The organism is Luteibacter rhizovicinus (assembly GCF_004342265.1).
GTDB lineage: Bacteria > Pseudomonadota > Gammaproteobacteria > Xanthomonadales > Rhodanobacteraceae > Luteibacter > Luteibacter rhizovicinus_B.
Genome location: NZ_SMCS01000005.1, coordinates 299188 through 321516, shown reverse-complemented (window position 1 = coordinate 321516; position 22329 = coordinate 299188). Strand labels below are relative to the sequence as shown.

15 protein-coding genes and 1 riboswitch are annotated in these 22329 nt (G+C 61.7%); of the genes, 6 read left to right on the top strand and 9 right to left on the bottom strand.

What is annotated here, in order from left to right:
- Nucleotides 1–525 precede the first annotated feature (525 nt).
- From EC912_RS14200 to EC912_RS14190, 3 genes are all read left to right on the top strand, one after another.
- Nucleotides 526–2100 carry a phospholipase D-like domain-containing protein gene (locus tag EC912_RS14200; protein ID WP_132145169.1) on the top strand — a complete coding sequence of 525 codons (1575 nt, stop codon included), beginning with the start codon at nucleotides 526–528 and terminating at the stop codon, nucleotides 2098–2100.
- A gap of 28 nt (nucleotides 2101–2128) precedes the next feature.
- A complete protein-coding gene (locus EC912_RS14195) occupies nucleotides 2129–2557 on the top strand; it encodes a DUF5329 family protein (protein WP_132145167.1) in 429 nt (142 codons plus the stop codon).
- A gap of 119 nt (nucleotides 2558–2676) precedes the next feature.
- Entirely contained in the window at nucleotides 2677–3126 is a 450-nt protein-coding gene (locus tag EC912_RS14190) for an ester cyclase (protein ID WP_132145165.1), read from the top strand.
- 170 nt (nucleotides 3127–3296) lie between these two features.
- Here the strand turns inward: EC912_RS14190 and EC912_RS14185 are convergent, their stop codons facing one another.
- The 4 genes from EC912_RS14185 to EC912_RS14170 form a co-directional block, all read right to left on the bottom strand.
- Nucleotides 3297–4931 (bottom strand): multicopper oxidase family protein, encoded by a 1635-nt coding sequence (locus EC912_RS14185; protein ID WP_243649286.1) that lies wholly within the window; start codon nucleotides 4929–4931, stop codon nucleotides 3297–3299.
- Nucleotides 4924–6636: a phospholipase C gene (locus EC912_RS14180; protein ID WP_132145163.1), complete on the bottom strand. Its 1713-nt coding sequence runs from the start codon at nucleotides 6634–6636 to the stop codon at nucleotides 4924–4926. Before EC912_RS14180 ends, EC912_RS14185 begins: the two co-directional genes overlap by 8 nt.
- Nucleotides 6637–7422: 786 nt before the next feature.
- A complete protein-coding gene (locus tag EC912_RS14175; RefSeq protein WP_132145161.1) occupies nucleotides 7423–8622 on the bottom strand; it encodes a M24 family metallopeptidase in 1200 nt (399 codons plus the stop codon).
- A gap of 112 nt (nucleotides 8623–8734) precedes the next feature.
- On the bottom strand, nucleotides 8735–11059 hold the full coding sequence (locus tag EC912_RS14170) for a TonB-dependent receptor (RefSeq protein ID WP_132145159.1): 2325 nt from the start codon (nucleotides 11057–11059) through the stop codon (nucleotides 8735–8737).
- Nucleotides 11060–11472: 413 nt separating this feature from the next.
- Between EC912_RS14170 and EC912_RS14165 the strand changes: the two genes are divergently transcribed.
- Entirely contained in the window at nucleotides 11473–11925 is a 453-nt protein-coding gene (locus EC912_RS14165) for a YybH family protein (protein WP_132145157.1), read from the top strand.
- Between the two features lie 2 nt (nucleotides 11926–11927).
- A complete protein-coding gene (locus EC912_RS14160) occupies nucleotides 11928–12506 on the top strand; it encodes a helix-turn-helix domain-containing protein (RefSeq protein ID WP_132145155.1) in 579 nt (192 codons plus the stop codon).
- 7 nt (nucleotides 12507–12513) lie between these two features.
- Here EC912_RS14160 and EC912_RS14155 read toward each other — a convergent pair whose 3' ends face one another.
- From EC912_RS14155 to EC912_RS14135, 5 genes are all read right to left on the bottom strand, one after another.
- A complete protein-coding gene (locus EC912_RS14155; RefSeq protein ID WP_132145153.1) occupies nucleotides 12514–13161 on the bottom strand; it encodes an ankyrin repeat domain-containing protein in 648 nt (215 codons plus the stop codon).
- 67 nt (nucleotides 13162–13228) lie between these two features.
- A complete protein-coding gene (locus EC912_RS14150) occupies nucleotides 13229–14722 on the bottom strand; it encodes a catalase (RefSeq protein WP_243649293.1) in 1494 nt (497 codons plus the stop codon).
- A gap of 186 nt (nucleotides 14723–14908) precedes the next feature.
- Nucleotides 14909–16129, bottom strand: a complete 1221-nt coding sequence (locus tag EC912_RS14145) for an SGNH/GDSL hydrolase family protein (RefSeq protein WP_132145149.1) — start codon at nucleotides 16127–16129, stop codon at nucleotides 14909–14911.
- Between the two features lie 25 nt (nucleotides 16130–16154).
- Complete coding sequence (locus EC912_RS14140) at nucleotides 16155–18587, bottom strand: glycosyl hydrolase family 95 catalytic domain-containing protein (RefSeq protein WP_207906849.1); 2433 nt, start codon at nucleotides 18585–18587, stop codon at nucleotides 16155–16157.
- A complete protein-coding gene (locus tag EC912_RS14135; RefSeq protein WP_132145147.1) occupies nucleotides 18584–20839 on the bottom strand; it encodes an alpha-galactosidase D in 2256 nt (751 codons plus the stop codon). The genes EC912_RS14140 and EC912_RS14135 overlap by 4 nt, the downstream gene beginning before the upstream one ends.
- A gap of 231 nt (nucleotides 20840–21070) precedes the next feature.
- Between EC912_RS14135 and EC912_RS14130 the strand changes: the two genes are divergently transcribed.
- Nucleotides 21071–22207 carry a phosphotransferase gene (locus EC912_RS14130; RefSeq protein ID WP_132145145.1) on the top strand — a complete coding sequence of 379 codons (1137 nt, stop codon included), beginning with the start codon at nucleotides 21071–21073 and terminating at the stop codon, nucleotides 22205–22207.
- Between the two features lie 18 nt (nucleotides 22208–22225).
- A riboswitch (TPP riboswitch) is annotated at nucleotides 22226–22321 on the top strand.
- Nucleotides 22322–22329 lie beyond the last annotated feature (8 nt).

Sequence of the window (22329 nt, the reverse complement as noted above, 5' to 3'; positions counted from 1 at the left end):
GGGATGGGGCGTTATCGCCAGGTCGCGCGCTTGGGGGAAGCCCGACCGGCTGTTGCCGCACCGGTATTGGATGCGATGGAGGCGCGGTTGTCGTCCGGGCCAACACTCCCGTACATGCGCGCGGCTAATAATCCCCCTCACCGTCGTCCCTGCGCAGGCAGGGACCCAGTGCGATGCATGGGGTTGTCGCGATCGCGCTCGATCAGCTCTTCGCCGTAGCGCCAGTGCATCGTTTTTTGCAGCTTTCAGCCTTACCCAGCGTGGTCGCTGCGGACCCCGGCGTACGCCGGGGTGACGGTGAGGAGGAGACAGGGGCGACAGTGAGGGAGACCGGGCCTCTCACTATTCTTCCGTCCGGCGTCGCTTCGTATTCACAACCCCTGGCCCAAGCTGCCCGCGGTGCCCGGCAGTGAATCCAGCCGTCGGCCCACGCCCGTCCGGCAGCTTCGATAACAAAGGAATACCCCGGGCGGAGCGGTTCGTCTGGATTCCGCTGCGAGTGGTCGATCCGGCCTGGTCATATTCATGTTGCGACGTGCCCATGCTCTGATGGTTCTGGCGATGATCGGGCTCGTGCTCGGCGCCTGCTCGGCCCCGCGCAGCGATGCCGCCAAGCCGCCGTCGAAGGCCATGTCGCCCGCCACCGGCACGCCGACCGGGCTCTATGTCCATTCCCAGGTGGACCAGCACCAGGACAAGTCCGGTTTCCGTCTGCTGACCCTCAGCACCAATGCGCTGATGAGCCGCATCGTGCTGGCCGACCACGCGCAGCATTCGATCGATCTGCAGTACTACATCTTCGACAATGACGCGACGGGCCGGCTGGTTGCGCAGCGTCTCCTGAAGGCCGCGGATCGGGGCGTGCGCGTGCGCCTGCTTCTGGACGACATCAATATACGCAACGAGATCGATATGCTGGATGCGCTCGACGCGCATCCGAATATCGAGGTAAGGCTGTTCAATCCGTTTTCCACGCACGACCCGTCTGTGGTGTCCCGGGCCGTGCAATTCATGTTCGATGCGCACCGGCTCAACCGCCGCATGCACAATAAGTCGTACATCGTGGACGGCAATGTGGCGGTCGTGGGCGGTCGCAATATCGGCAACGATTATTTCGATGCCGGCGACAGCACCAACTTCCGCGACCTGGACCTGATCGCCATCGGTCCCGTGGTAAAGGAGGCGTCGCATGCCTTCGACGACTACTGGAACTGCGATGCCGCCTATCCGGTCACGGCGTTCCAGGGCAAGCGTTCCAGTCTTTACGATCTGGCGAAACTGCGCGCCGATCTTGCACGCGATGCGCGAGCCTTCGCGCAATCGGACTATGCACAGGCAACTCTGGACGAGCTGCCGAACGGCCCCTCCGCGGACCGCCCCGGCTCCTGGTTCTGGGGGGAGGCCACCCTCGTCGCCGATCAACCGGAGAAGATCGCCACCGACCACGACGAGCCGGCGCTGCGAATCGGACCGCGGATCAGAGCCATGACCGATAGCGCACGACAGGAAGTATTGGTGATGTCGCCCTATTTCATTCCCGGCGATAGCGGCACGCAATATCTGGGCGGACTGGTCGCGCATGGCGTGACCGTCAAGGTGCTGACCAATTCGCTGGCCTCCACCGACGAGCCGGCCGTGCATTCGGGTTACGCGCACTATCGTCGCGCCTTGCTCGAAAGCGGCCTGCAACTCTACGAACTCAGGCCCGCGGCGGGCGCAGCCCAGCCAGCAACCGCCAGGGGAACGTCCTCCGGCGTCAGCCTGCATGCCAAGGCTATCGTGGTGGATCGGCGGTGGGTATTCATCGGCTCGATGAATATGGACGAACGCTCGAAACTTCTGAACACGGAGATGGGCATCATCGTCGACTGCCCCCCGCTTGCCGAAGCGGTGACCCATTTCTTCGATACCGCCATCCTCCCCGCGAATGCTTACCACGTGGTCCTTGATGGCAGGGATTCGCGGCATCGGGGCACGATGCGGTGGCAGGCAAGCAATGGCGACAAACCGTTGCGTTACAGCCATGATCCCGATGCCACCACGCAACGCCGCCTGGAGGTAATGCTGCTCCGGATGTTGCCGCTCGATGGAATGCTCTGATCCGCCCGGCCGACAGGAAGACAACCTCATGCTTTTTGCAACACAGCGCATAGCTGGCGACCGCCGCTACCGGCGTCGACTCGCACGAAGAATCGTGGCGGTATGGCTATTGTGCTTCGTGTGGCTGACCCCGGCATTCGGCCAGAACGCCGTCGAACAGCAGAAGATCGACTATCTCATTGCCTCCGTGGCATCCCTGAAGGGCGCGACCTTTATTCGCAACGGCACGTCCTACGATGCGGAGAAAGCCGCGGCGCACATGCGGCTGAAACTGCGTTTCGCGGGTAGCCGCGTGAAGACCGCCGAAGACTTCATCGTCTACTGCGCCACCAGCTCGTCGGAGTCCGGGATCAAATACACCATCCGGTTTCCCGATGGACAAATCGTCGATTCGGCAACGTTCCTGCGCGGCAAGCTCGCCGAATACCAGTCCGATCCATCCGGCGAAAAGCCCTGATGTCATATGGTGATCGAAGCGCAAGAAACGGAGGGTGATAGACGATCGGCATCGATATTGTTCGTGCACGGAGAAGCACACGGCTTCTCTTCCCTGCCGACCATTCGAGGAAATGCATCATGTCCAAAGAAGACGATAACAAGGCCATCGTAGGCCGCTGGTTTACCGAGTTCTGGGGAGATACCTACAACCCCGCCGTCGTGGACGATCTCGCCGCGCCGGATATGCTTCTGCAGTATTCGCTGCATGAACCGCGTCGCGGTCACGACGACATCAAGGCATTCATGGCCGACTTTCGCGAAGCGTTTCCAGACCTGTCTTTCGCCGGTGCCGCCGACCTTATCGCCGAAGGCGACTATGTCGTGGGACGCTGGGTGGGCGGCGGTACGCACAGTGGTCCGGCGTTCGGCGATTTCCTCATCGGTTCGCTCCCTGCCGCCACGGGCCGGACGATGCGCTTCACGGGCACGACGGTACTTCGTCTCGAAAACGGCAGGATCGTCGAAGAGATCGGCCTGGATGACGGTGTGAAGGCGTTGCAGCAGCTTGGGCTTATTCGCGCCGCTTGATCGAGTAGGAAGAAAGGTCGGGATGTTCCGGCCTTTCGCTTCGTAGGTATCGCGCGCAGGCGCGCTCCCACAGAGATCAAGATCAAGGAGCATACGACCCGCTTCCCGCTTTCTGTGGGAGCGCGCCTGCGCGCGATACCTACGGAGCATAGACGCCGGTACCTGCCCATTTACCCCGCAACAACCTCGAAAGGCCGCATCATCTCGTTGGCCTCATGTTCCGCCAGATGGCAATGCCAGGCATAACGTCCGGCATATCCATCGAATGTCGCAACGATACGCGTGACCATCCCGGGATACGCCTGCACCACATCCTTCCAGCCACGCTCGTGTGCCGGCGGTGCCTGCGCGGGACCGACATAGCGAAGGGTATTCGATTGCATGTACTCGTCGACGTCGTACGGGCGCCGGTCGAGAATCTGGAAACGCACGAGGTGCAGGTGGATCGGGTGGGTGTCCTCGGTGAGATTGACGAGACTCCACATTTCGGTACTGCCGAGCACCGGTTTTTCCGTGACCGGCTCATGCCAGCGCTTGCCGTTCAGCAGCATCAACATCGGCGTGGCGACGCAGTCGCTGTATTCGTCCAGTGTCAGCTCCCGCGTTTTCGTCGCGCTTGTTTCCGTCACCCGCGGAAGGTCGCGCAAGATGTCCGGCACGCGACTATCGTCGGTCGCGTTGCCCTGCCCTACCTGAAAGCGCATCAACGGCAGCGCGTCGTTCATCAGCTCCACCGCGCCGCCGCGCAACGCAGCGAAGTCGATCACGATATCGGCGCGCTCGCCCGGTGCAAGGAAGATCGCCTTCATCGTCACGGGTGCAGCCAGCAGACCCTGGTCCGATCCGATGACCTGGAAGGGGCGTCCATCTTTAAGACGCAGGTGATAGAAACGTCCGTTCGCCGCATTCAGCACACGCAGACGATAGCGACGCGGCTGCACGTCGGCGCGCGGCAGGATAACGCCGTTGACCAGCGTGAGGTTGCCGAAGACTTCGGGCACCCATGATGCCTTCGCGTCGCCGGAGTCGGGATAGTAAAGACGGCCGTCCGTATGCAACAGGCGGTCGGCCAGGACCAGCGGAATCTCCTGCTCACCCGAAGGCAGACCGAGCGACAGCTCGTGCTCGTCGCGTAACAGATACATTCCCATCAGCCCGGCGTACATGTTCAGGCGGTTAATGCCCATCGCATGATCGTGATACCAGAGCGTCGCCGCATCCTGCGTATTCGGGTAGTGGTGTTTGCGCGACTTGCCGGGGACATACCAGTCTTCCGGATAACCGTCGTCCGCGCGAGGCACCTTGGCACCGTGCAGATGCACGATCGCCCGCACTTCCGGTTTGTCGGCTTCGGCACCGCAGATGGCGTGATCGACCGGCAGGAAATGCTTCGCCGGCAGCGCGTTCTCCCAGACCACGTCGAACGCCTGACCCGTGCGCGCCTCGATCGTCGGACCGGGATAGTGGCCACCATAGGTCCACAACGTCGTCGTCGGCAGGTCGCGATGCAGCTTCTGCGACGACTCCGCCATACGCACGTGCAGCGGCTTGCCGGTGTCCGGACGTAGCGTCGGCGGTATCGGCAACGCATCGACGAAGGGCGCGAGTTTGCCCGGATCGACCAGCCCCGGCATGCGGGTGGTGTCGCCCATCGGATGCATGCACAGGTCGTTGCCCACCTGTCCCGGCGGGGCCGCGTGCATGCCGTGCATGTCGTGAGCGAACAGCCGCGACGGGAGCCAGCCCGCCGCGGTCGTCCACGCCGCCGCTTTCAGGAAGCGGCGGCGATCGATGGCATCAACCATGCCCGCCGTTCTCGAACGGCCAGTACGGCCAGCCCGCGTGGTTCTTCGGCTGACCGGTGGATTCGTCGAGGATCAACTTGCGACCGAACAGACGCGGTATCGAAAAGTCGAACATGCTGTCGAGACGGCCCGCCTGCGCGTCGGTGGAACCGCCGCCGATGCGCTGGCCGTTGAGCCAGTTGTCCTCGATGAAGCGCGTGATCGAGCTCTGGTCGGTCAGCGTGTGATCGACCGCGTTCTCGCGCGCCCAAGGCGAAATCACCAGCAGCGGCAGGCGCGGACCGAAGCCGCAACGGCCCTGCGCCGGCGTCGTGCCGTCCAGACCAGGAAGCGTCGCGCGGCCCTTGCATAACCCGGCTCCGTCGAGGGCGTCGGTCGTGCCGCTCGAGGCGTTCGTGCGCGGCGATGCCTGGTGGTCGTACCAGCCGTCGGAGTCGTCATAAGCAATAACCACGGCGGTATCGCGCCACTTGCCGCTCTGTTGCAAGGCGTTGATGACGTGGACGACGAAGGTCTGTTCGTCCAGCGGATCGGAATAGCCTGCGTGCCCATCCTGATACGCCGGCGCCTTGAGGAAGCTGACGGTCGGAAGATTGCCCGCTTCGAGGGTGTCGTAAAAATCTTCGATGTCGTACTGGTGATTGGCGGCGTCGCCGCTCTTGCCGATCGTGGCGACAGAGCTGGGCCGGGCATGCGTCGGGTTTGCCGTCGTCGGGTAATACTGGAACGGCTGATGATGCGGGCTATAGTCGTTCGAGGTCACGTTGGTGACCTTCGACAGCGTGCGGCGCGTGCAACCCGTGCTGCCGTCGGAATTGCTCCGGGTCAGGTCGAAACCGCCCTGAAAGAAGCCCCAGGTGATATTTTTCTCGTTGAGCAGGTCGCCGATATTGCGGCCGCCCATAGTCACCTGGTTTGCAGTCGGCGAAGCGCAGACATCGCCGATCGGATCGGGATCGCCGATCATCGTCAGGCCGCCGTTGCCGTCGTCCGTCTCGGCACCGGTGCCGTTGAGGGTATCGACGACACCGGCCGTCTGACCGGCGATCAAGCTGAGCGCACCGGGCGTCGAAGGACCGAACACCGTGCCATAACTATTGTCGTTAAGCGCGTAATTCTGCGCATAGTTCCAGAAAGCCGTGACGGTGTTGCCGTCGTAATAGCCCATGACCTGACCCTTGCCTTCCTGGGACGGGTCGCCGCCGGGCAGTACTTCGCCGCGGCCGGTGTACTGCGGAAAGAGATCCATCTTGCCGCCGTTGAAAGCGCGCTGCTCGGACGTATAGCCATGGTCCTGATCGGCCGTGGCGGCCTGCGTGCGGGCAAGGCGGAAGGGATTGATCGCGGCGGTGCCGTTGCCCGGATTGGCGGCGTTCGGATTGTGGTTGAGCAGGTTCTGGATCAATCCGTTGACCTGCGGCGTGAACGGCTTCGCATAGAAGGCCGGCTCGCCCTTCCCGTTCGCGGCGAAGGGATAGGTACCGAAGTAGTGATCGAAGGAGACGTTCTCCTGAAAGATCACCACCAGATGCTTGATCGGGGTAGCGGCACGCGGATTGTTGCCGCGACCGCCATGACCCCAGCCGGAATCCTGATCGTTGCCGCGCGCGTCGGCGGAGACATCCACCTGCTGCTGCGCTGCGACGATCGAGGCAGCGGATAGGGTAAGCACGCAGGCAATGCCTGCGGCCAGTAACTTACGCATGACGAAGCTCCTCGGAATGTGGTTCGGCCGAATTGCACAGAGCCGCATCCCCTGTCATGCGGTATCGTCAGCGTAGGTAGCTGTTGTGACAGGTGTGTAACAGACGCCCGGTTTTTTTGTGGTTCCTCTCGCACTATGGGGACGATCTCGCGCTTCTGGTCGCTCTTTGGGTGAAGACAGCCGATGCGCGGCTCGTGTCGGCAGCGGCTTCGTCGGCTCACGCTCGTGCCTCGGGGAAGCCGCGACCGGGTTGGCCCTTGGGGCCTTCGGCGCCGTCCCTGCGGGAGCGGGCCGTAGCTTCGCTTCGCTCCGTCACTAGGCGTCGCGGCCCTCGGCTAAGGCGGCCCCAAGGGCCAACCCGGCCACGGCACCGTCGACTGCGGTTGGTTGTGGGGAGAGCGTGAGCCGAGCACGTGATGGGACGGGACCGGCATGCGGTCGTCTATCGCCATGCGTCGACGCCATGCTTTCCTCCACGTGACCGCCGCATCCGGAAGAGCCGTCGGCCTCCACCCTCGACGCGACTTGCGCAACCGAGCGCGGCGGGCGGACAAGGCCCGCAGGGGGCGGACCTGGACGGTCCGCCGTTTTTGCTGAGGCAGGGATGCCGAATCAAAAACCCCCGCCCGCAGCGCGGGCGCGACGGGGCGCAGCCATCAGACAAAAGCCGCGCAGCGGCTCTCCCTCCCCGAGCGACGGTGAAGCCGGAGCGTCGAGGGTGGTGGCCGACGGCTCTCCCCGAAGCGTCCGAGCGCTACCGCGATGGCAAAGCCGAGCCGTCTATCGTCAGGAAAACGGCTTATCTATCGATGCAGAACGTTCCGTAAACCACTCGGCGCCGGTAGCCGTCACGAAGAAATGATCCTCCAGCCGCACCCCGAACTCGCCAGGTACGACAATCATCGGCTCGTTGGAGAAACACATGCCCGGCTGCATTTCCGTGCGGTCGCCGCGGACGAGATAAGGCGCCTCGTGCACCGACAGTCCGATGCCATGGCCGGTACGGTGGGGTACGCCGGGTAACTGGTAGTCGGGGCCCAGTCCGGCACGCTCCACCACGGCGCGCGCGGCCTGGTCGGCACGTTCGCAGGGTTCGCCGGGACGTGCCGCATCGAACGCGGCCTGCTGCGCTTCTTTCTCGAGATTCCACATGTCCCTTTGCAACCGGGTCGGTTCGCCGAACACATAGCTTCGCGTGATGTCGGAGTTGTAGCCCTGCACGGCGCACCCCGTGTCGATCAGAACCATATCGCCCTGCGCCAGCACGTCGTCCGACGGCAAGCCGTGCGGGTATGCGGTCGACGGGCCGAACAGGACAATGCAGAACGTGCTGCCTTCGCTGCCGATCGCGCGGTGGGCTTCGTCGATATAACGCCGTACCGTGCTGGCGGCGATGCCTTTGTGCAGGATACCTTGCGCGCGCCGCTGTACTTCCAGGGTCATCTGCTTGGCCTGACGCATCAAGGCAAGTTCGGCGCTGGACTTGAGCATGCGACAACCGTCGACGATCGACGCGGCGTTGACGAAGCTGACCGATCGCGTTGCGTGTTTCAGCGCGTCGACCATGGTGAATGGCAGCGCCGGATCGATGGCGAGTTTCCGGCTGCCGTTCTCGCGCAACACACCGGCGACCAGATCATACGGACTTTCATGTTCCTGCCAGAGACGCACGTCGACATCGATTTCCACGGCGGCATCCAGCGATCCCGCTTCGAAGGCCGGGCAGATGAGTACGGGATCGCCTTCCAGCGTCAGCACCATGCCCAGCAGGCGTTCGATCATGCCCCACGATATTCCCGTGAAATAGCGCAGGCTCTGGCCGGCACCGATCAACAGGCTGTCGACGCCGGCCTGAACCATGAGCTGACGGGCGCGTGCCAGTCGTTGCTTCCGTTCGTCGACGGTGATGGCGGGCGCGGGGTGGGCCCATCGGGGAATATCGAGGAGTGCCTCCCGAAGGAAAGCGTTGTCGATCGAGCGCGTCATGGGCGTCATCCAGAGTCTGTCGCGGGTTCGCCTGAGGCGATCCCGGTACGTGGTTCGGAATAAAAGATTCCGGATCGCCACGCGGCATGGTCGCCGCGTGGCTCCGTGAAGCTCAGTACTGGTATTGAACCGTTACACCGATCGTGCGCGGCTGATTGATCGCCACGCGGCGGGTCGTCGGCAAGTCGGCCGAGATGGCTACCGGCAGATCGGTTTCGCCATGCTTGTCGAACAGGTTGGTCGCGTACAGCGATATGTCGAAGCCGTTGCGACCTTCCACACCGATGCGGATGTTGGTGGTGGCGAAGCCCTTGCGACGGTAGAAAGGGCTATTCCGGTCGTAAAGGAAATTCGAGTCGCCGACATAGCTCATGTCGGCGCGTGCGAAGCCGTCGTAATCGGCATTGACGCGACGGCGGTACTCGGCGCCAACGGACCCGGTAAAGCGCGGGACATTGACCAGACGGTCGCCGTCTTTCGCCGAGGTGCCGGGAACGTCGTTCTTCAGATGTGCATCGTTGTAACCGAAACCCGCGCTCAGCGTCACCGCATCCACGGGGAGGAATTTCAGTTCGAGTTCGCCGCCCTGGCTTACCGCGTTGCCGAAGTTCGCGGTGATGTTATAGCCGCAACCCAGCACGATCTGCTGCTGCACGTGGTTCCAGTCGATGTGATAGACCGATGCGTCGACGAGCAGGCGACGGTCCATCCATGCACTCTTGAAACCCAGTTCGTAGTTCCAGAGAGTGTCCGGATTGTACTTGTTGAGCTGGGACTGGCTCAGGCCCAGACCCGCCACTTCCGTACCGCACAGCGCGGCCGGTGCGGGATTGTTCGGGCCGCCGGGACGATAGCCCTCGGACGCCGTCGCATAGACCATGTTGTCCGCATCGATCTGGTACTGCAGGGTGAACTTCGGCGTGCTGCCGTAATCCTTCGAGCTGCTATGCACGCTGCTCGGACCGCCGTTCAGGAGACCATCGCCGCTTTGCGAAAAGCCCTGCTTCACCTCGAACGCACGGATACCCGCGCTCGCCTTCAGCTTGTCGGTAATGTTCCAGGACAGTTCGCCGAACACCGCGTATTCGTCGAGCGTGGCGTTGCGCGCGCCGGCATAAATCGTGGAGTACGCCGGGAACGGGGTGCCGAAGGTCTGGTTGAATCCCGCGGGATAAGGGATGGAGGACGTCAATGGCGCCCTGACATCGTGATAGAACGCGCCAAGGATCGCCTGCACGGGACCGTCGAACTTGCTGGTCGCCCTCACCTCTTCCGTGAATTCCTTGTTCTTGTAGCTACCGTACATCGTGACCGGATAAACGCTGGGCAGTCCAAAGAAATAGTTGATGACCTTGGAACTGTCGTCGCGCAAGCTGATATCGCGGGTGAAGTAAGACGTGGAGGACATCAGCTCGAAGGTATCGAACTGCTTGTGGATGGCAATGTTCGAGATCGTCGACTTCTGGACATTGGCCTCGTTGACATCGCGAACCTGGTAGGGATTGTTCAGCGAGGCCGGGATCTTGTCGTAGGTAAACGGCGAGCCCAGCTTGGAGTACTGGTAGATCACGCTGGGCGTGATGGTCAGCGTATCGTCCGGCTTGATAAGCATGGCGATGCGTGCGCCATACGTCTTATAGGTGTTGACGTTGTCCTGTTTCTTGCCGGATGGGTCCGCCGCAAGGTAATTGGACGGACTGATGGGATAGCGATCGATGTAACCGTCGTCGTCGCGGTAGTACGCGGACACGCGCAGGGCCACCTTGTCCTTCATCAGCGGAATATTCAGCACGCCGTTGACGTTGGCATTCGCGCCGCCATGATGCGTGCCGGACACGTCGGTCTTGATGCGGGCTTCGACGTTGTCCAGATCCGGCTGGTTGGTCACGTACTTGACCGTGCCGCCCATGGAGCTGGAGCCATAGATGGTTCCCTGCGGCCCACGCAGGACTTCGACGCGTTCGATATCGAACACCGACGGATCGATCACGCCACGTGTCGACAACAGGGCGGCGTTGCTCGACGCCGCGATGGGCACGTCGTCGAGGTAATAGCCCACCGTGGCGGCGGAGCCGGCGCTGGAAGAAATGCCGCGAATAATGAGGTTATTTTCGCCGGGACCGGACGAGGCGACCGTCAGCGAAGGAGCGATGCGCGCGAGATCGGCAAGGCTGGTGACGCCCTGGCGTTCGAGCTGTTCGCCCGTCAGCGCCGTCATGCTGATCGGTACTTTCTGGATGTCCTGCTCGCGCTTGGCGGCCGTGACCGTGATGCCCTCGAGCGTCTGCGGCGTATCGGACGCAAGCGTTTTCTTCTTGTCGGCCTTGGTCTGGTCGGCACCGGTTCCGGCAGCGTCCTGCGCCTGGACCACATCGACAGTCAGCGCAGCGCTCAGCAGGGCTACGTAAAGAAGGGTGTGCCTGAGATCTTGTTTCATGTGACTCCCCGGATAGCGGCTGAAAGAAGCGGCCTGTAAGACCTGCATACCTCCCGCGCACGCCTGTCGTACAGGCGCGTTCGCGGTACATCGTGTGCGTTGCTACCCCGGCCGCCGAGTGGATGAATCCACTGGAACGGCCCACGTCCGGTTACTGCCAGATGTCCCTGACCGGCTGCGCCTTCATTCCCCTGGCACCGGATATTGCCTGGCCGCCTGCTTAATCGCGCGTTTGCGATTCATGGCCCTGCCCGATTTCGATCAGATCAAAAAGTTTTGATGGAGTCAAGCGTTTTAGGTTAGAATCGAAACGCGGGTGCCAGATAGCTTGCAAAGGGTGCCGATGCATTCCAGTCGGGTACATTTACTGGTGTCGTCGGTAGAGCTGATTCTCACAATGTTCCCGGGATGCCATGAAAAACCTATCCGTCCTTTTCTGTGCCGTTGGCGCAGTCGCCATGGCTGCGACCGTGTCGGCTGAAACACCTTCCATTTCGCCGCAGCAGGCTATCGGACAGGCACTGGATGCCAGCGCCGCTGCCTGGTCGGCAGGCGACCTGAAGACCTTCATGGAGCTGTACGAACGGGCTCCGAATACGCGATATGTCAGCGCCAAAGGTGTCGTCGAAGGCTACGACGCGATCGAGGCGATGTACGCCTCGCGCTTCAAAACGCCCGGTGCCTCCGGCATGGGCAAGCTGACGCTCGAGGTGATCGACGTGAAGTTGCTGGGTTCCCAGTACGCATTCGTCATCGGCCGCTATCACCTCAAACCGGAAACCGGCGACACGGTATCGGGCCTGACCACGCTGCTCTTTCATAAAGTCGGCACGCGCTGGCTTATCAGCGCCGATCATTCGTCGTAACCATGGCGAGCCAACAGCCTTCGCCGGAGAAAACCGTTGGACTGAGCATCGGCGCCGCGATCCGCGATCGGCGCCGCGGCCTGGGCCTCACGTTACAGGGCCTCGCCAACGGCTCCGGCCTTTCGGTTCCGTTCCTTTCGCAGGTGGAACGGAATCTCGCCCACCCTTCGCTGCTGTCGCTGGAAGCCATCGCGCAGGCACTGGATGTCGACGTCGACTATTTCGTGGGCGTGCCGACACCGGGCCAGATCGTTTGCCGGGCCGACGAACACGATCGCATCGACCTGCATTCGCCGGTGGTTTACGAGCGGCTGAGCGGTCGCCATGCCGAGCGCAAGATGGAAGCGCTACGGCTGATCGTTCCCGCCGGCCTCGCCGCGCCCACGATCCACCGCGAGGGCGAGGGATTCTGGTACATCCTCAGCGGCACGCTCGAGATGACCGTAGGCAGGAAGAAATTCGTGCTCAACGCCGGGGACAGTGCCCATTTCGATCAGCGTCATCCGTACAGCATGCGCAACACCGGCAAGTCCGACGTTCGCATGATCTGGGTCGGAACGCCGGCCATATTCAAGGACTGAAGACGCGTCAACGAATCGCGCCCACCTTGCGTAACGCTGCCGCCGACTCCTCGTTGCCTTGCTTGAGCACCACCTGCAACGGTGTATTGCCTTGTGCATCGGCGTGGTTGGGATCGGCACCGCGTGCCGCGAGCAGGGGAATGAATTCCAGCCGCCCGAACAGCGCGGCGAAAGACAGGGCCGTTTCACCGGAGTTGTTCGCCTGATCGATGGGGCAATGCGCGTCGAGCAGTCGTTTCGCGATAGCCGTATGGCCTTTGTATAACGCTCCCATCAGCGCGGTGTTGCCGTTACGGTCGCCGCGACACGCATCGGCACCGATACCAAGCAGATAGTCCAGCGCTTCGGGTTGCTCGTCGTAGGCGGTCAGAATCACGGCGGTATAGCCGGACGATGTCTGGGTATCGATGGGGTAATGCGCTTCGCTGAGCGCGCGAAGGATATCCGTTCGCCCTACCCTTGCGGCATCGAACCACGGCTGGTCGTAGCGATGGGCATCGACCCATTGAGCGTTCGGTATCTCGCGGATTCGGTCGCCATGGATCAGCAGTCGCAGCGCGGGAAAGCAAAAATAGGCACCGGCGGCAATGAGAATGGCGAGTATCGGCAGCACGACGTAAAGCGTGCGACGTCGCCGGAGCGGACGAGAGGACATAGCGGTTTCCCGGGAAAGTGACGACATGACTCCGGGCTGTAACGCGCCGGAGTCATGTCATGGAACGTCAGTCCTTCAACTGCGCCGCCGCGGCCTTGACCCGCGCGACATCGGCATGGGTCGCCTTTGCAAGGCGGCTACCGTAGTCCGGATCGGCTTTGTAGAAATACGAAAGCATCGTGTACTTGTTGCCTTCGTTGGTCACGTTGTTGAGATCGGCACTCAACGTGACGATCAGGTCGGACTTGTCCTGTGCCGACAGCGCACGGTAATACTCGCCGGCCTGAACGAAGTTGCGCATCTTCGCGATCGCCTGCTGCTGCGTGGTACCGCTCAACGCCGTATTCACTAGCCTGCCCTGCGGATCTTCCGGCACTTCCTTGACGCCCGAGGGCTCGAAGTTGATATCGCCCTTGCGGCCGCTGATGTTCATGTTGCCGTCCTGATCCTCGTTGTTCACGGGAACGGCGGGACGATTGATCGGCAGGCTCTGGTAGTTGGCGCCCAGGCGATAGATCTGCGTATCGGCATAGGCGAACAACCGGCCCTGCAACATGCGGTCTTCCGAAGCCTCGATGCCCGGTACCATGCGCGAGGGCGCGAATGCCGACTGCTCGGTGCTTTCGAAGTAGTTGTCCGGCACGCGGTTGAGCGTCATGGTGCCGATCTTCTTTTCCGGCACGTCGGGCCAGATCTTGGTGTCATCCAGCGCATTGAAGTCGAACCGGGCGAGATCTTTCGGTTCGAGCACCTGGATATACAGATCCCACTTCGGATAATCGCCGGCCTTCAGCGCCTTGTAGAGATCGTTGGTGTGGTGGTTCCAGTCCCCAGCCAGCGACGCGGGCACATCCTTCGGACGGATGCTGTGCAGACCCTGCACACTCTTCCAGTGGAACTTCACGTAGTGCACGTCGCCCTGGGCATTGACCAGCTTGAAGGCATGCACGCCGAAGCCATCCATATGCCGGTACGAATCGGGCATGCCCTCAGCCGAATACAGGCGCGTCAGCATGGCGGTAGCTTCGGGTGTGTGCGCGAAGAAATCGAACGCCAGATTGGCATCCTGCACGTTGGTCACCGCGCTGGGCTTGTTCGCGTGCACGAAGTCGGGGAACTTGATCGCATCGCGGATGAAGAAAATCGGCATGTTATTGCCGACAAGATCCCAGTTGCCCTGCTGCGTATAGAACTTCACGGCGAAGCCGCGCGGGTCGCGTGCCTGCTCGGGCGAACCGCGGTAGTTCATCACCGTCGAGAAGCGCACGAATACCGGCGTTGTCGTGCCCGGCGTGAATACCTTGGCCTTGCTCAGCGACGATATGTCGGCATCCGGCTGAAAAACGCCGAAAGCGCCGGTGCCGCGTGCGTGCACAACCCGTTCCGGAATACGCTCGCGATCGAATCGCTGCAATTTTTCGATAAGGTGCGAATCCTGCAGAAGCACCGGACCGTCCGGTCCCGCCGTCTGCGAATTCTGGTTGTCTCCAACGGGCGCACCGGCGTCGGTGGTTAACCGGACATCCTGCGCACTGACTGCGAATACGCTGCCGGAGACCAGGGCTAGGAGGGCATATTTCGCCACGAAACTACTTGTCGTTTTCAATGAGACGTCCTCTTTGGCGGGTTGCGCTAAGGCGCGCTGCATTAGCGCCTCCGCAGCCGGGGAACGTCCAATTGATTATTCGGATCAGCCCGATAGGCAATAACGATTCATATCATTCGTTGCTGTAGAAGATTCTCATAACTATTTCGTCAGCAATCGAAGATCGACTGCATTCGCCATGGCCTGCATGCCAGCCGCGTTCGGATGAAGGTGATCGCCGGAATCGTAGCTTGCGCGCATGGCCAGCGGATCGGATGGATCCTGCATGGCCCGATCGAAGTCGATGACGCCATCGAATGCACCGCTGCTGCGTATCCACTGGTTGCAGGCCTGACGGATCGCCTCGTGGGCCTCGGTGTAGTATCCGGCGCCCTTGTTCGGAAGCATGGTGCCGCCGACGATCCGAACGCCTGCATCGTGCGCCTGCCGGATCAGCTTCCGGTAGCCGTCGATCAGGTCCTGCGCGGTCAGGGGGCCGCCATCCGGACCGGCGTCGTTGCCGATATCGTTGATCCCTTCCATCAGGATGACCGTCCGTACGCCCGGCTGCTCGAGCGCATCGTGGCCGAACCGCTTGATGGCGCTGATGCCCTGCCAGATATTCGGTACGTCCGTCAGAACGCGGTTTCCGCCGATGCCTGCGTCCACGACGCCCATGGGATGGCGGTCGTCGGCAAGTCGGCGCGCCAGGTAGTCGGGCCAGCGGGCATACGCGCCAACAGGCGTGTTGTAGCCGTCGGTAATGGAATCGCCGAAAGCCACCACGGTACCGTCGGCACGGGAAACAATGTCCATGCCGGACAGGTAATACCAGGAGGTAGTCGACTTGATGTAGCTGCCACCGTCGGCATCGTCGGAGCGATCCCCCGAACCGGATTCGGACAGATAAGTCGTATCGAACGCGTCGGAATGCCAGGTCGCCGAACGGGTGGCCTGCGGAAGATACATGCTGACCAGCAGGTTCTGCCCGGCGTCCACCGTCATCGGGATCGGATCGCTGACTACCTCCGCACCGGCCGGGATGGTGAAATTCCTGGCAAGCGATACGGTCACCGGACGCAACGAGCCCGCGGCGGTTTCGGCGCCATGGGCCTGGGCGGCAATACTCACCTTCCCTACGACCAGCGGCGTCGTGCCGCGCAGGTTGGACAGGTGCAGGACCAGCGACGACCCGCCGACACTCGCATGCACGACCATGCGAATGGTCTGATTGTCGAAGGCCGGTCCACCGATGGTCATGCTTGGCGCCCACACCGCGATGCGCTGGATATGTCTGTACTGCTTTTCCGCAAGCGCACCGCTCGTCCCACAGGTTGCCGTCAGCAGCATCAGGGCCATCAGCCCGATCTTCTTGATCGTCATCGGTGTCGCCTCTTCGCTGGTTTGCTTAACCGATCTCCGGCTCGACGGTGATGGATTCACCGGCTTGCAATGAAATCGTCTTGGACTGCGCGCCGTACTTCAGTGTGGTTTGCGTGCCGCCGACACTATGCACGGTCACGGCCATGATTTTGCCGTCGCGCCAACGCAGGTCCACCTTGAAACCGCCGCGCGCGCCGATGCCGCTGACGCTTCCACTGGCAGCCCATGCCTTCGGAAGCGCGGGGAGCAGCTCGATCGAACCGGGCCGCGAGTACAGCAGCATTTCCAGCATCGCCGTGGGAGTACCGAAGTTGGCGTCTATCTGGAAGGCGTCGGAGTTCTCGTCCAGTTTGTAGAAATCGAAGAAGTTCTGCGAGGTACCGTTGCCGTGGTTCTTCGATGGCAGCAGATTGGTGAGCAGCAACTGATAGGCGTTGTCCGCGTTCTTCAGTCGTGCCCAGCAGATCGCACGCCAGGCGCAGCCCCAACCGTAGCCCGTCATGCCACGGGCTTCCAGCAGTCGGGTCACACCGTCGATCAGCGCCGGAGGACTGGTGTCCGTATTGATGCGGTCGCCCGGGAAGAAGCCGATGAGTGGCGACAGGTGGCGATGCGTCGTCTCGCCAAGATTGTCCGGTGTCATCCATTCTTCGAGCCAGCCGGTTTCGCTGCTGATCTGGGGCAGATATAGCCGAGCCTGCAATCGGCCGATCGTCGCGGCATAGTCGGCATCGCGTCGCAGCAGGCGACTTGCCTGCCGGTAGTTTTCGAACAGGTCCCAGACCAGCTCCTGCGCATAGGTGATGCCTTTGGCATTCGTCGGCCCCTGCTCCGGCGACCAGTCCGAATCGTCGATCAGTACGTCGCGTTTGAGCCCGGTCGCGGGATCGGTCACATTTACGGTCAACAGGCGCGCCTCCCAGAACTGGCAGGCCCCTTTCAGCAACGGATAAATGCGCGTCAGATAGTCGCGATCCGGTACGTACTGATAGTGCTGGTACAGGCTGTTGCACAGCCAGGCGCTCCCCGCCGGATGCCACCACCAGCCGTTGCCGCCATAGATGTTGGTGGAAATAGCCAGGGTCCAGCCGGCGAGCTTGCCCGAGCTGTTGCGGAAGCCATTGCTTGGATCGTTGAAGAACTGCTGCGTGAGTGCCGTCCACGAATCGAACTGATCCAGGCAGTACGTCGCCAGTGCATCGAAGCACGATGACAGGCCTGCCCTGTCCGGCAACCAGTAGTTCATCTGTATGTTGATGTCGCTGTGGTAGTCGGCCATCCACGGTGACGCGTTGTCGCTCAGCCACAACCCTTGCAAACCGGTCGGCAGCTTGTCGCGCGATCCGACGATGGTGAGGTAACGGCCGAATTGCAGATAGGTCGCTTCCAGCTCCGGATCGGCGGCGGCGCCGGCTTCGGCGCGGGCCTGAAGACGTGTCCAGCTATCCATGCCGCGCTGTTCGTTGCTCGATGCGCCGAGATCCACGCTCATCGCATCGAAAAGACCGCGATGGTCGGCTACATGCGTACGCAGCAACACCTGCGACGAGAGCTTCAGCGCCGCATCGACCTTGCGCGTCGCGAGCGTCAGAGGATCCAGCGCCGGGTCCATATAGCCTGTCGCAAGATTCGGCGTGTAGTTTGTGCCTCCGCAGAAGACCACGGTCAGGCTCTTGCATCCGTCGAACCGGAGTGTCGATCCGCTGGACGCGACCTTGCCCGACGAACCCACTGCCTTCACGGTCGCTGCGTATTTCAGTCCGTTGTCCAGCGTGCCGGAGAAATAGCTGAAAGGCTTGCCCGCATCGCCATGCGTGGTTTCGTTGTGCGTTCCTTGCAGATCGATCGCGCCGCTGTATACGCCGCCACCGCTCTGCGACAGATGGACAACGACGATATCGTCCGGATGGCTGGCGAAGATTTCACGCACATAGGCGACACCGTCTTTTTTGTATGAGACGCGGACATAGCCGTTGCTCAGGTCCAGTTCGCGACGGTAATCGGTCAGGCTGGAAAACTCGTGTCCATCCACCGAAAGATACAGCTTCGCCAGCATGACCAGACTGCCGAAATCCGACGTCGCATAGCCGAACTGCCCGTTGCCATCCAGCGAAGCGTTCCGCCCGCCCAGCCACATCGAGCCATCGGTCAGATAAAGGAAATCCCGCGTGGGATCGCCGCCGACCAAGGCCCCGAGACGGCCATTGCCGATGGGCAATCCTTCGCGAAGTACGTTGGCCTCGACGGCCGGCGTGTCGTACCAGAGCCCGAGCTTGCGTCCCGCGAGCGGCGACGGGCCCGTGGGGCGCTGAACCGCCGCGCACGCCGTGAACGTCGGCAGGCCAAGCATCGGAAGCAAGGCCGTCAGCGTGCCGGTCATTTTCAGGAAGCGGCGCCTTGCGGCCAGCTCTTGCGGCAGATCCTCGGGCGATGTCTTTCCTTCGTTTTCGTTCTTCATGGCCGGCCACACGTTTGTGTCGTGCCACCCAACGACCAGCCCGAATCGAACCATGGCGCGACGACGATACGATCGAGATCGGGTGCGTTGCCGCTGGGATTACCCATCTGGATCGTGTTCGCTCCGGCCTTCAGCTGGACGCGTACGATCGTTGTCGCAGGGTCGTCGAACGAACTTCCGTTCAGATCCAGCGGCTGGGATTTGCCGCCATTGACCGACACGAACAACGTGCGTACGCCGTTCGTCTGATAGTCGATTTCAAGCTGATACGTGCCAGCGGTGGGGACGGTGATGTGGGAGAAGGTCACCGTATTCGCCGGGCCACCGCCGATGTTTCCGGCTTTGGACAGACCGGACGCATAGTTGCTGAAGCCCGCTGTTACGGCACCGCCCAGCTTGGCAGCTTCCGCCTCGTAGGTAGTCCCGGTAGGCAGGGCGGCATCGCCGTTGCCGCTGACGACGATGCGGTCGAGATCCGGCGGATAGCTGGTGGGATTGCCGAACTGGATGCTGTTGTAACCCGCCTGCAGGCAAATCGGAACCGTGCTTGAGGATGGAAGAAGGAAGCTGCTGCCGCCGGAGTTGAATGTCTGGAACGGACCGTTACCGACTTTGAACAGATAGGAACGCAACCCGAGTGTCAGCGAATCGACCCGCATCAGATACACGCCGGAACGACGCGCATAGACGTTGTTGAATGTCACCGTGTTGCCGGAGCCAAGGCCCAGACCGCCTACTTTCTTTCCACCCGAGCAGCCGTCGCAACCGGAAGCGACAGCGCCACCGGCCAGCGATGCGGATTCGGCTTCATAGCTCGTGGAAGGCACGGGAGGCACACGATCGACCGATGACCGGACTTTCAGCAAGCGCACGCCGTGACCTTCCAGCCGTGTCGAAAACTCGCCCCACGATGGGCCGAGATCAGCATGTGCCCACAGGTCGCGTACTTGCCGCACGCCTGCGAATCCGAGCACGTTCCATGGCAGCCTGGCCACGGTCGGCGTCGCGTTCATGTTGAACAGCGCGATGTTGTAGCTGCCATCGCCCAGGTCGGTAACCCATACCTGCATATCGCCGCCGAGTATCTGTTTGGCGGGCTTGCCGGACTGATTGACTGCGATGACCTCATCGTTCGTCGCCAGCTTCTTGCCGAAATCGTCGATCTTCGTCAGATCGCCGCCCAGGTACAGCGGCGCATTCGCTATCGCCCACAGCGTCATCGCGGATCGCTTTTCGTCCTTCGTGAGGCCGTCCAGATCGCCGTCTCCGATATCGAGCGAATCCAGGTCGTTCCAGCCAAGCGTCGGGCCAGCGGCGTTCTGCCATGCGGGCAGATCCCTGAATCGCTTGTAGATGCGCGGCCAGTTGGAAAGCGTGGCGCAGCGACTTTCGCATTCGACGTCGTCGTCGATCCGGCGCGCATTGGAGAACTGTTGCCAGGTGCCGAGATAGTCCTGACCCACCGCCCACGAAACCGTCAACCAGATGGGACGCCCGCTTTTCGCGATCGCTTTGGACCACGCTTCGACGTCGGATCGATTGTCGATACGGAGGTCGTCGTTGTACGAACCCGGCGTCACGCCGTCGAGCTTGATGAAATCGACGCCCCACGAAGCGAACAACGCCACGACGGAGTCGATGTATTCCTGCGCGCCCGGCTTGGTGAAGTCGATTTTGTAGTGATAGGGCGATGTACCCGATCCACCGAACGCGTTGCCGGCGGTGTACGGCACCGTCAGGATGTCCTGGATGTGATACGGCGTTCCGAGGATCGGCGAGTTGGCGAGAACAGCGGGCTCTTCCACGCCCGGAATCCAGTAAATGCCAGCCTTCTGTCCGTTGCGATGGATGTGATCGATCAGTCCCTTGATATCCGGAAACTTCACCGTATCCGGCGTGGGACGGCCGTTTACGTCGAAGCTACCCTGCCAGCCCGAATCCATGTTGATGTAGTTGTAGCCATGTGCCTGCAATCCCGAAAAAAGCAACGCATCGGACTGCGCGACCATGCTGGCCTGGGTGAAGAATTCGGAATCGATCGTCTGCTGGCTGAAGCTGCTCCAGCCAAGATACGGCTTCTGGGCAACGCCATTGACCTGCGCGCTTGCTATCGATGCAAGCCCGAGCAATCCAAAGGCCAGAGCGCTACGTGGAAAGAGGGAACGGATGTTTCGATGCAGGGAGGGTTGCCCATCGCGTACATGGTGGGCCGGGATGTTCGAATCGTGAGGCGCAAATACACAGTCTTCCATCGAAGAATTCTTCCTTCAGATATGAAACGCACACGAGCGGGCGTTCGTCGATATCCCCCGAGCATCTCGACGAAGAGTATTTGTCATACAAATAAAAAGTAAGCCCGCGCGGCTTCCACTGTCAAGCAATCTTTGTCGAACAAAGTGAGACGTAGCGCATGGGTTCGCGCGTGCGGGTGATAGACTTCCCGCCCTTTCGCAAAACGATATGGAAGACTTCGCGTAACAGCCATGAGCGACATCACCCATCGCATTCACGGCGTCGCCGGCGACCATGTCGCTCCCGATTGGCCGCCCATAACCCGTAGCGAAGTCGACGACCTGCTTCGGGGTTATGCCGTGTCTGGCGCGATCCACGGTATCGAATGGCACAGCCCTCGCCCGTTATCGGCGGCATGCCTGGTGCGCACCGAAACGGCGACACTCTTCGTCAAGCGGCATCATCGCCGCGTCCGGACCGTTGCCACGCTAAGCGAAGAACATCGCTTCATCGCGCATCAGCGGGCGATGGGTATTCCGGTGCCTCGCGTCATGTGCGATCGCAATGGAAACTCGGTCGCCGCCATGGGCGCCTGGGTTTATGAAGTGCATGAAGCCGCTACCGGCATCGATCTCTACAGGGACGTATTTTCATGGTCGCCACTGGCTAACGTTGGCCATGCATTTACCGCCGGTCGAATGCTGGCCACCATGCACGATGCCGCAACGGATTATGTTGCTCCGCAACGCAACACGCATATTCTCGTCGCCCGCTGCGACCTCATCGCGGCTCCCGATCCCATCGCCGCATTGCAGGCACAGCTTCCCGATCGCCCGGGTCTGGCCGCTTATCTGAATGAACGCGACTGGATCGCGGACCTGCGACGCGCACTGGCGCCGTGGCATGGCCACGCCCAGCCACGGATCTCACGGGAACCGCGACTCTGGACGCATGGCGACTGGCATGTTTCGAATCTCTTCTGGAGCGGCGACCGGGACGATGCGTCTGTCGCCGCTGTGCTGGACTTCGGTCTGGCGGCCGAAACCTTCGCCCTGTTCGATCTGGCGACAGCCATCGAGCGCAACGCCATTGCATGGCTACAACTCGAACAACCCGATGCGCCACGTGTCGATATCGCTCTTGCCCTGATCGAAGGCTATCGGCAGCAGCGTCGTCTGGACGCCGACGATATCCACTTGCTCGCGGATATCCTGCCGATCGTCCACGTCGACTTCGCGCTCTCCGAAGTTGAGTATTTTCATGGCATTACCGCCTCTTCCTCCGACGCGGACGTGGCCTATACGGCATTCCTCCTCGGCCATATCGCCTGGTTCGACACGCCGCCGGGGCAGGCTCTGCTACAGGCCATCCGCGCGCTGGCCGGCTGATTCGTGGTTCAATACGCGTTCTAGAAGCGGGGGTGCCTGGCGTTGCCGGGCTGAGATAGTCCCTTAGAACCTGATCCGGTTAGTACCGGCGTAGGGAGCTTAAAGATTCAGGTCGCCGCGGC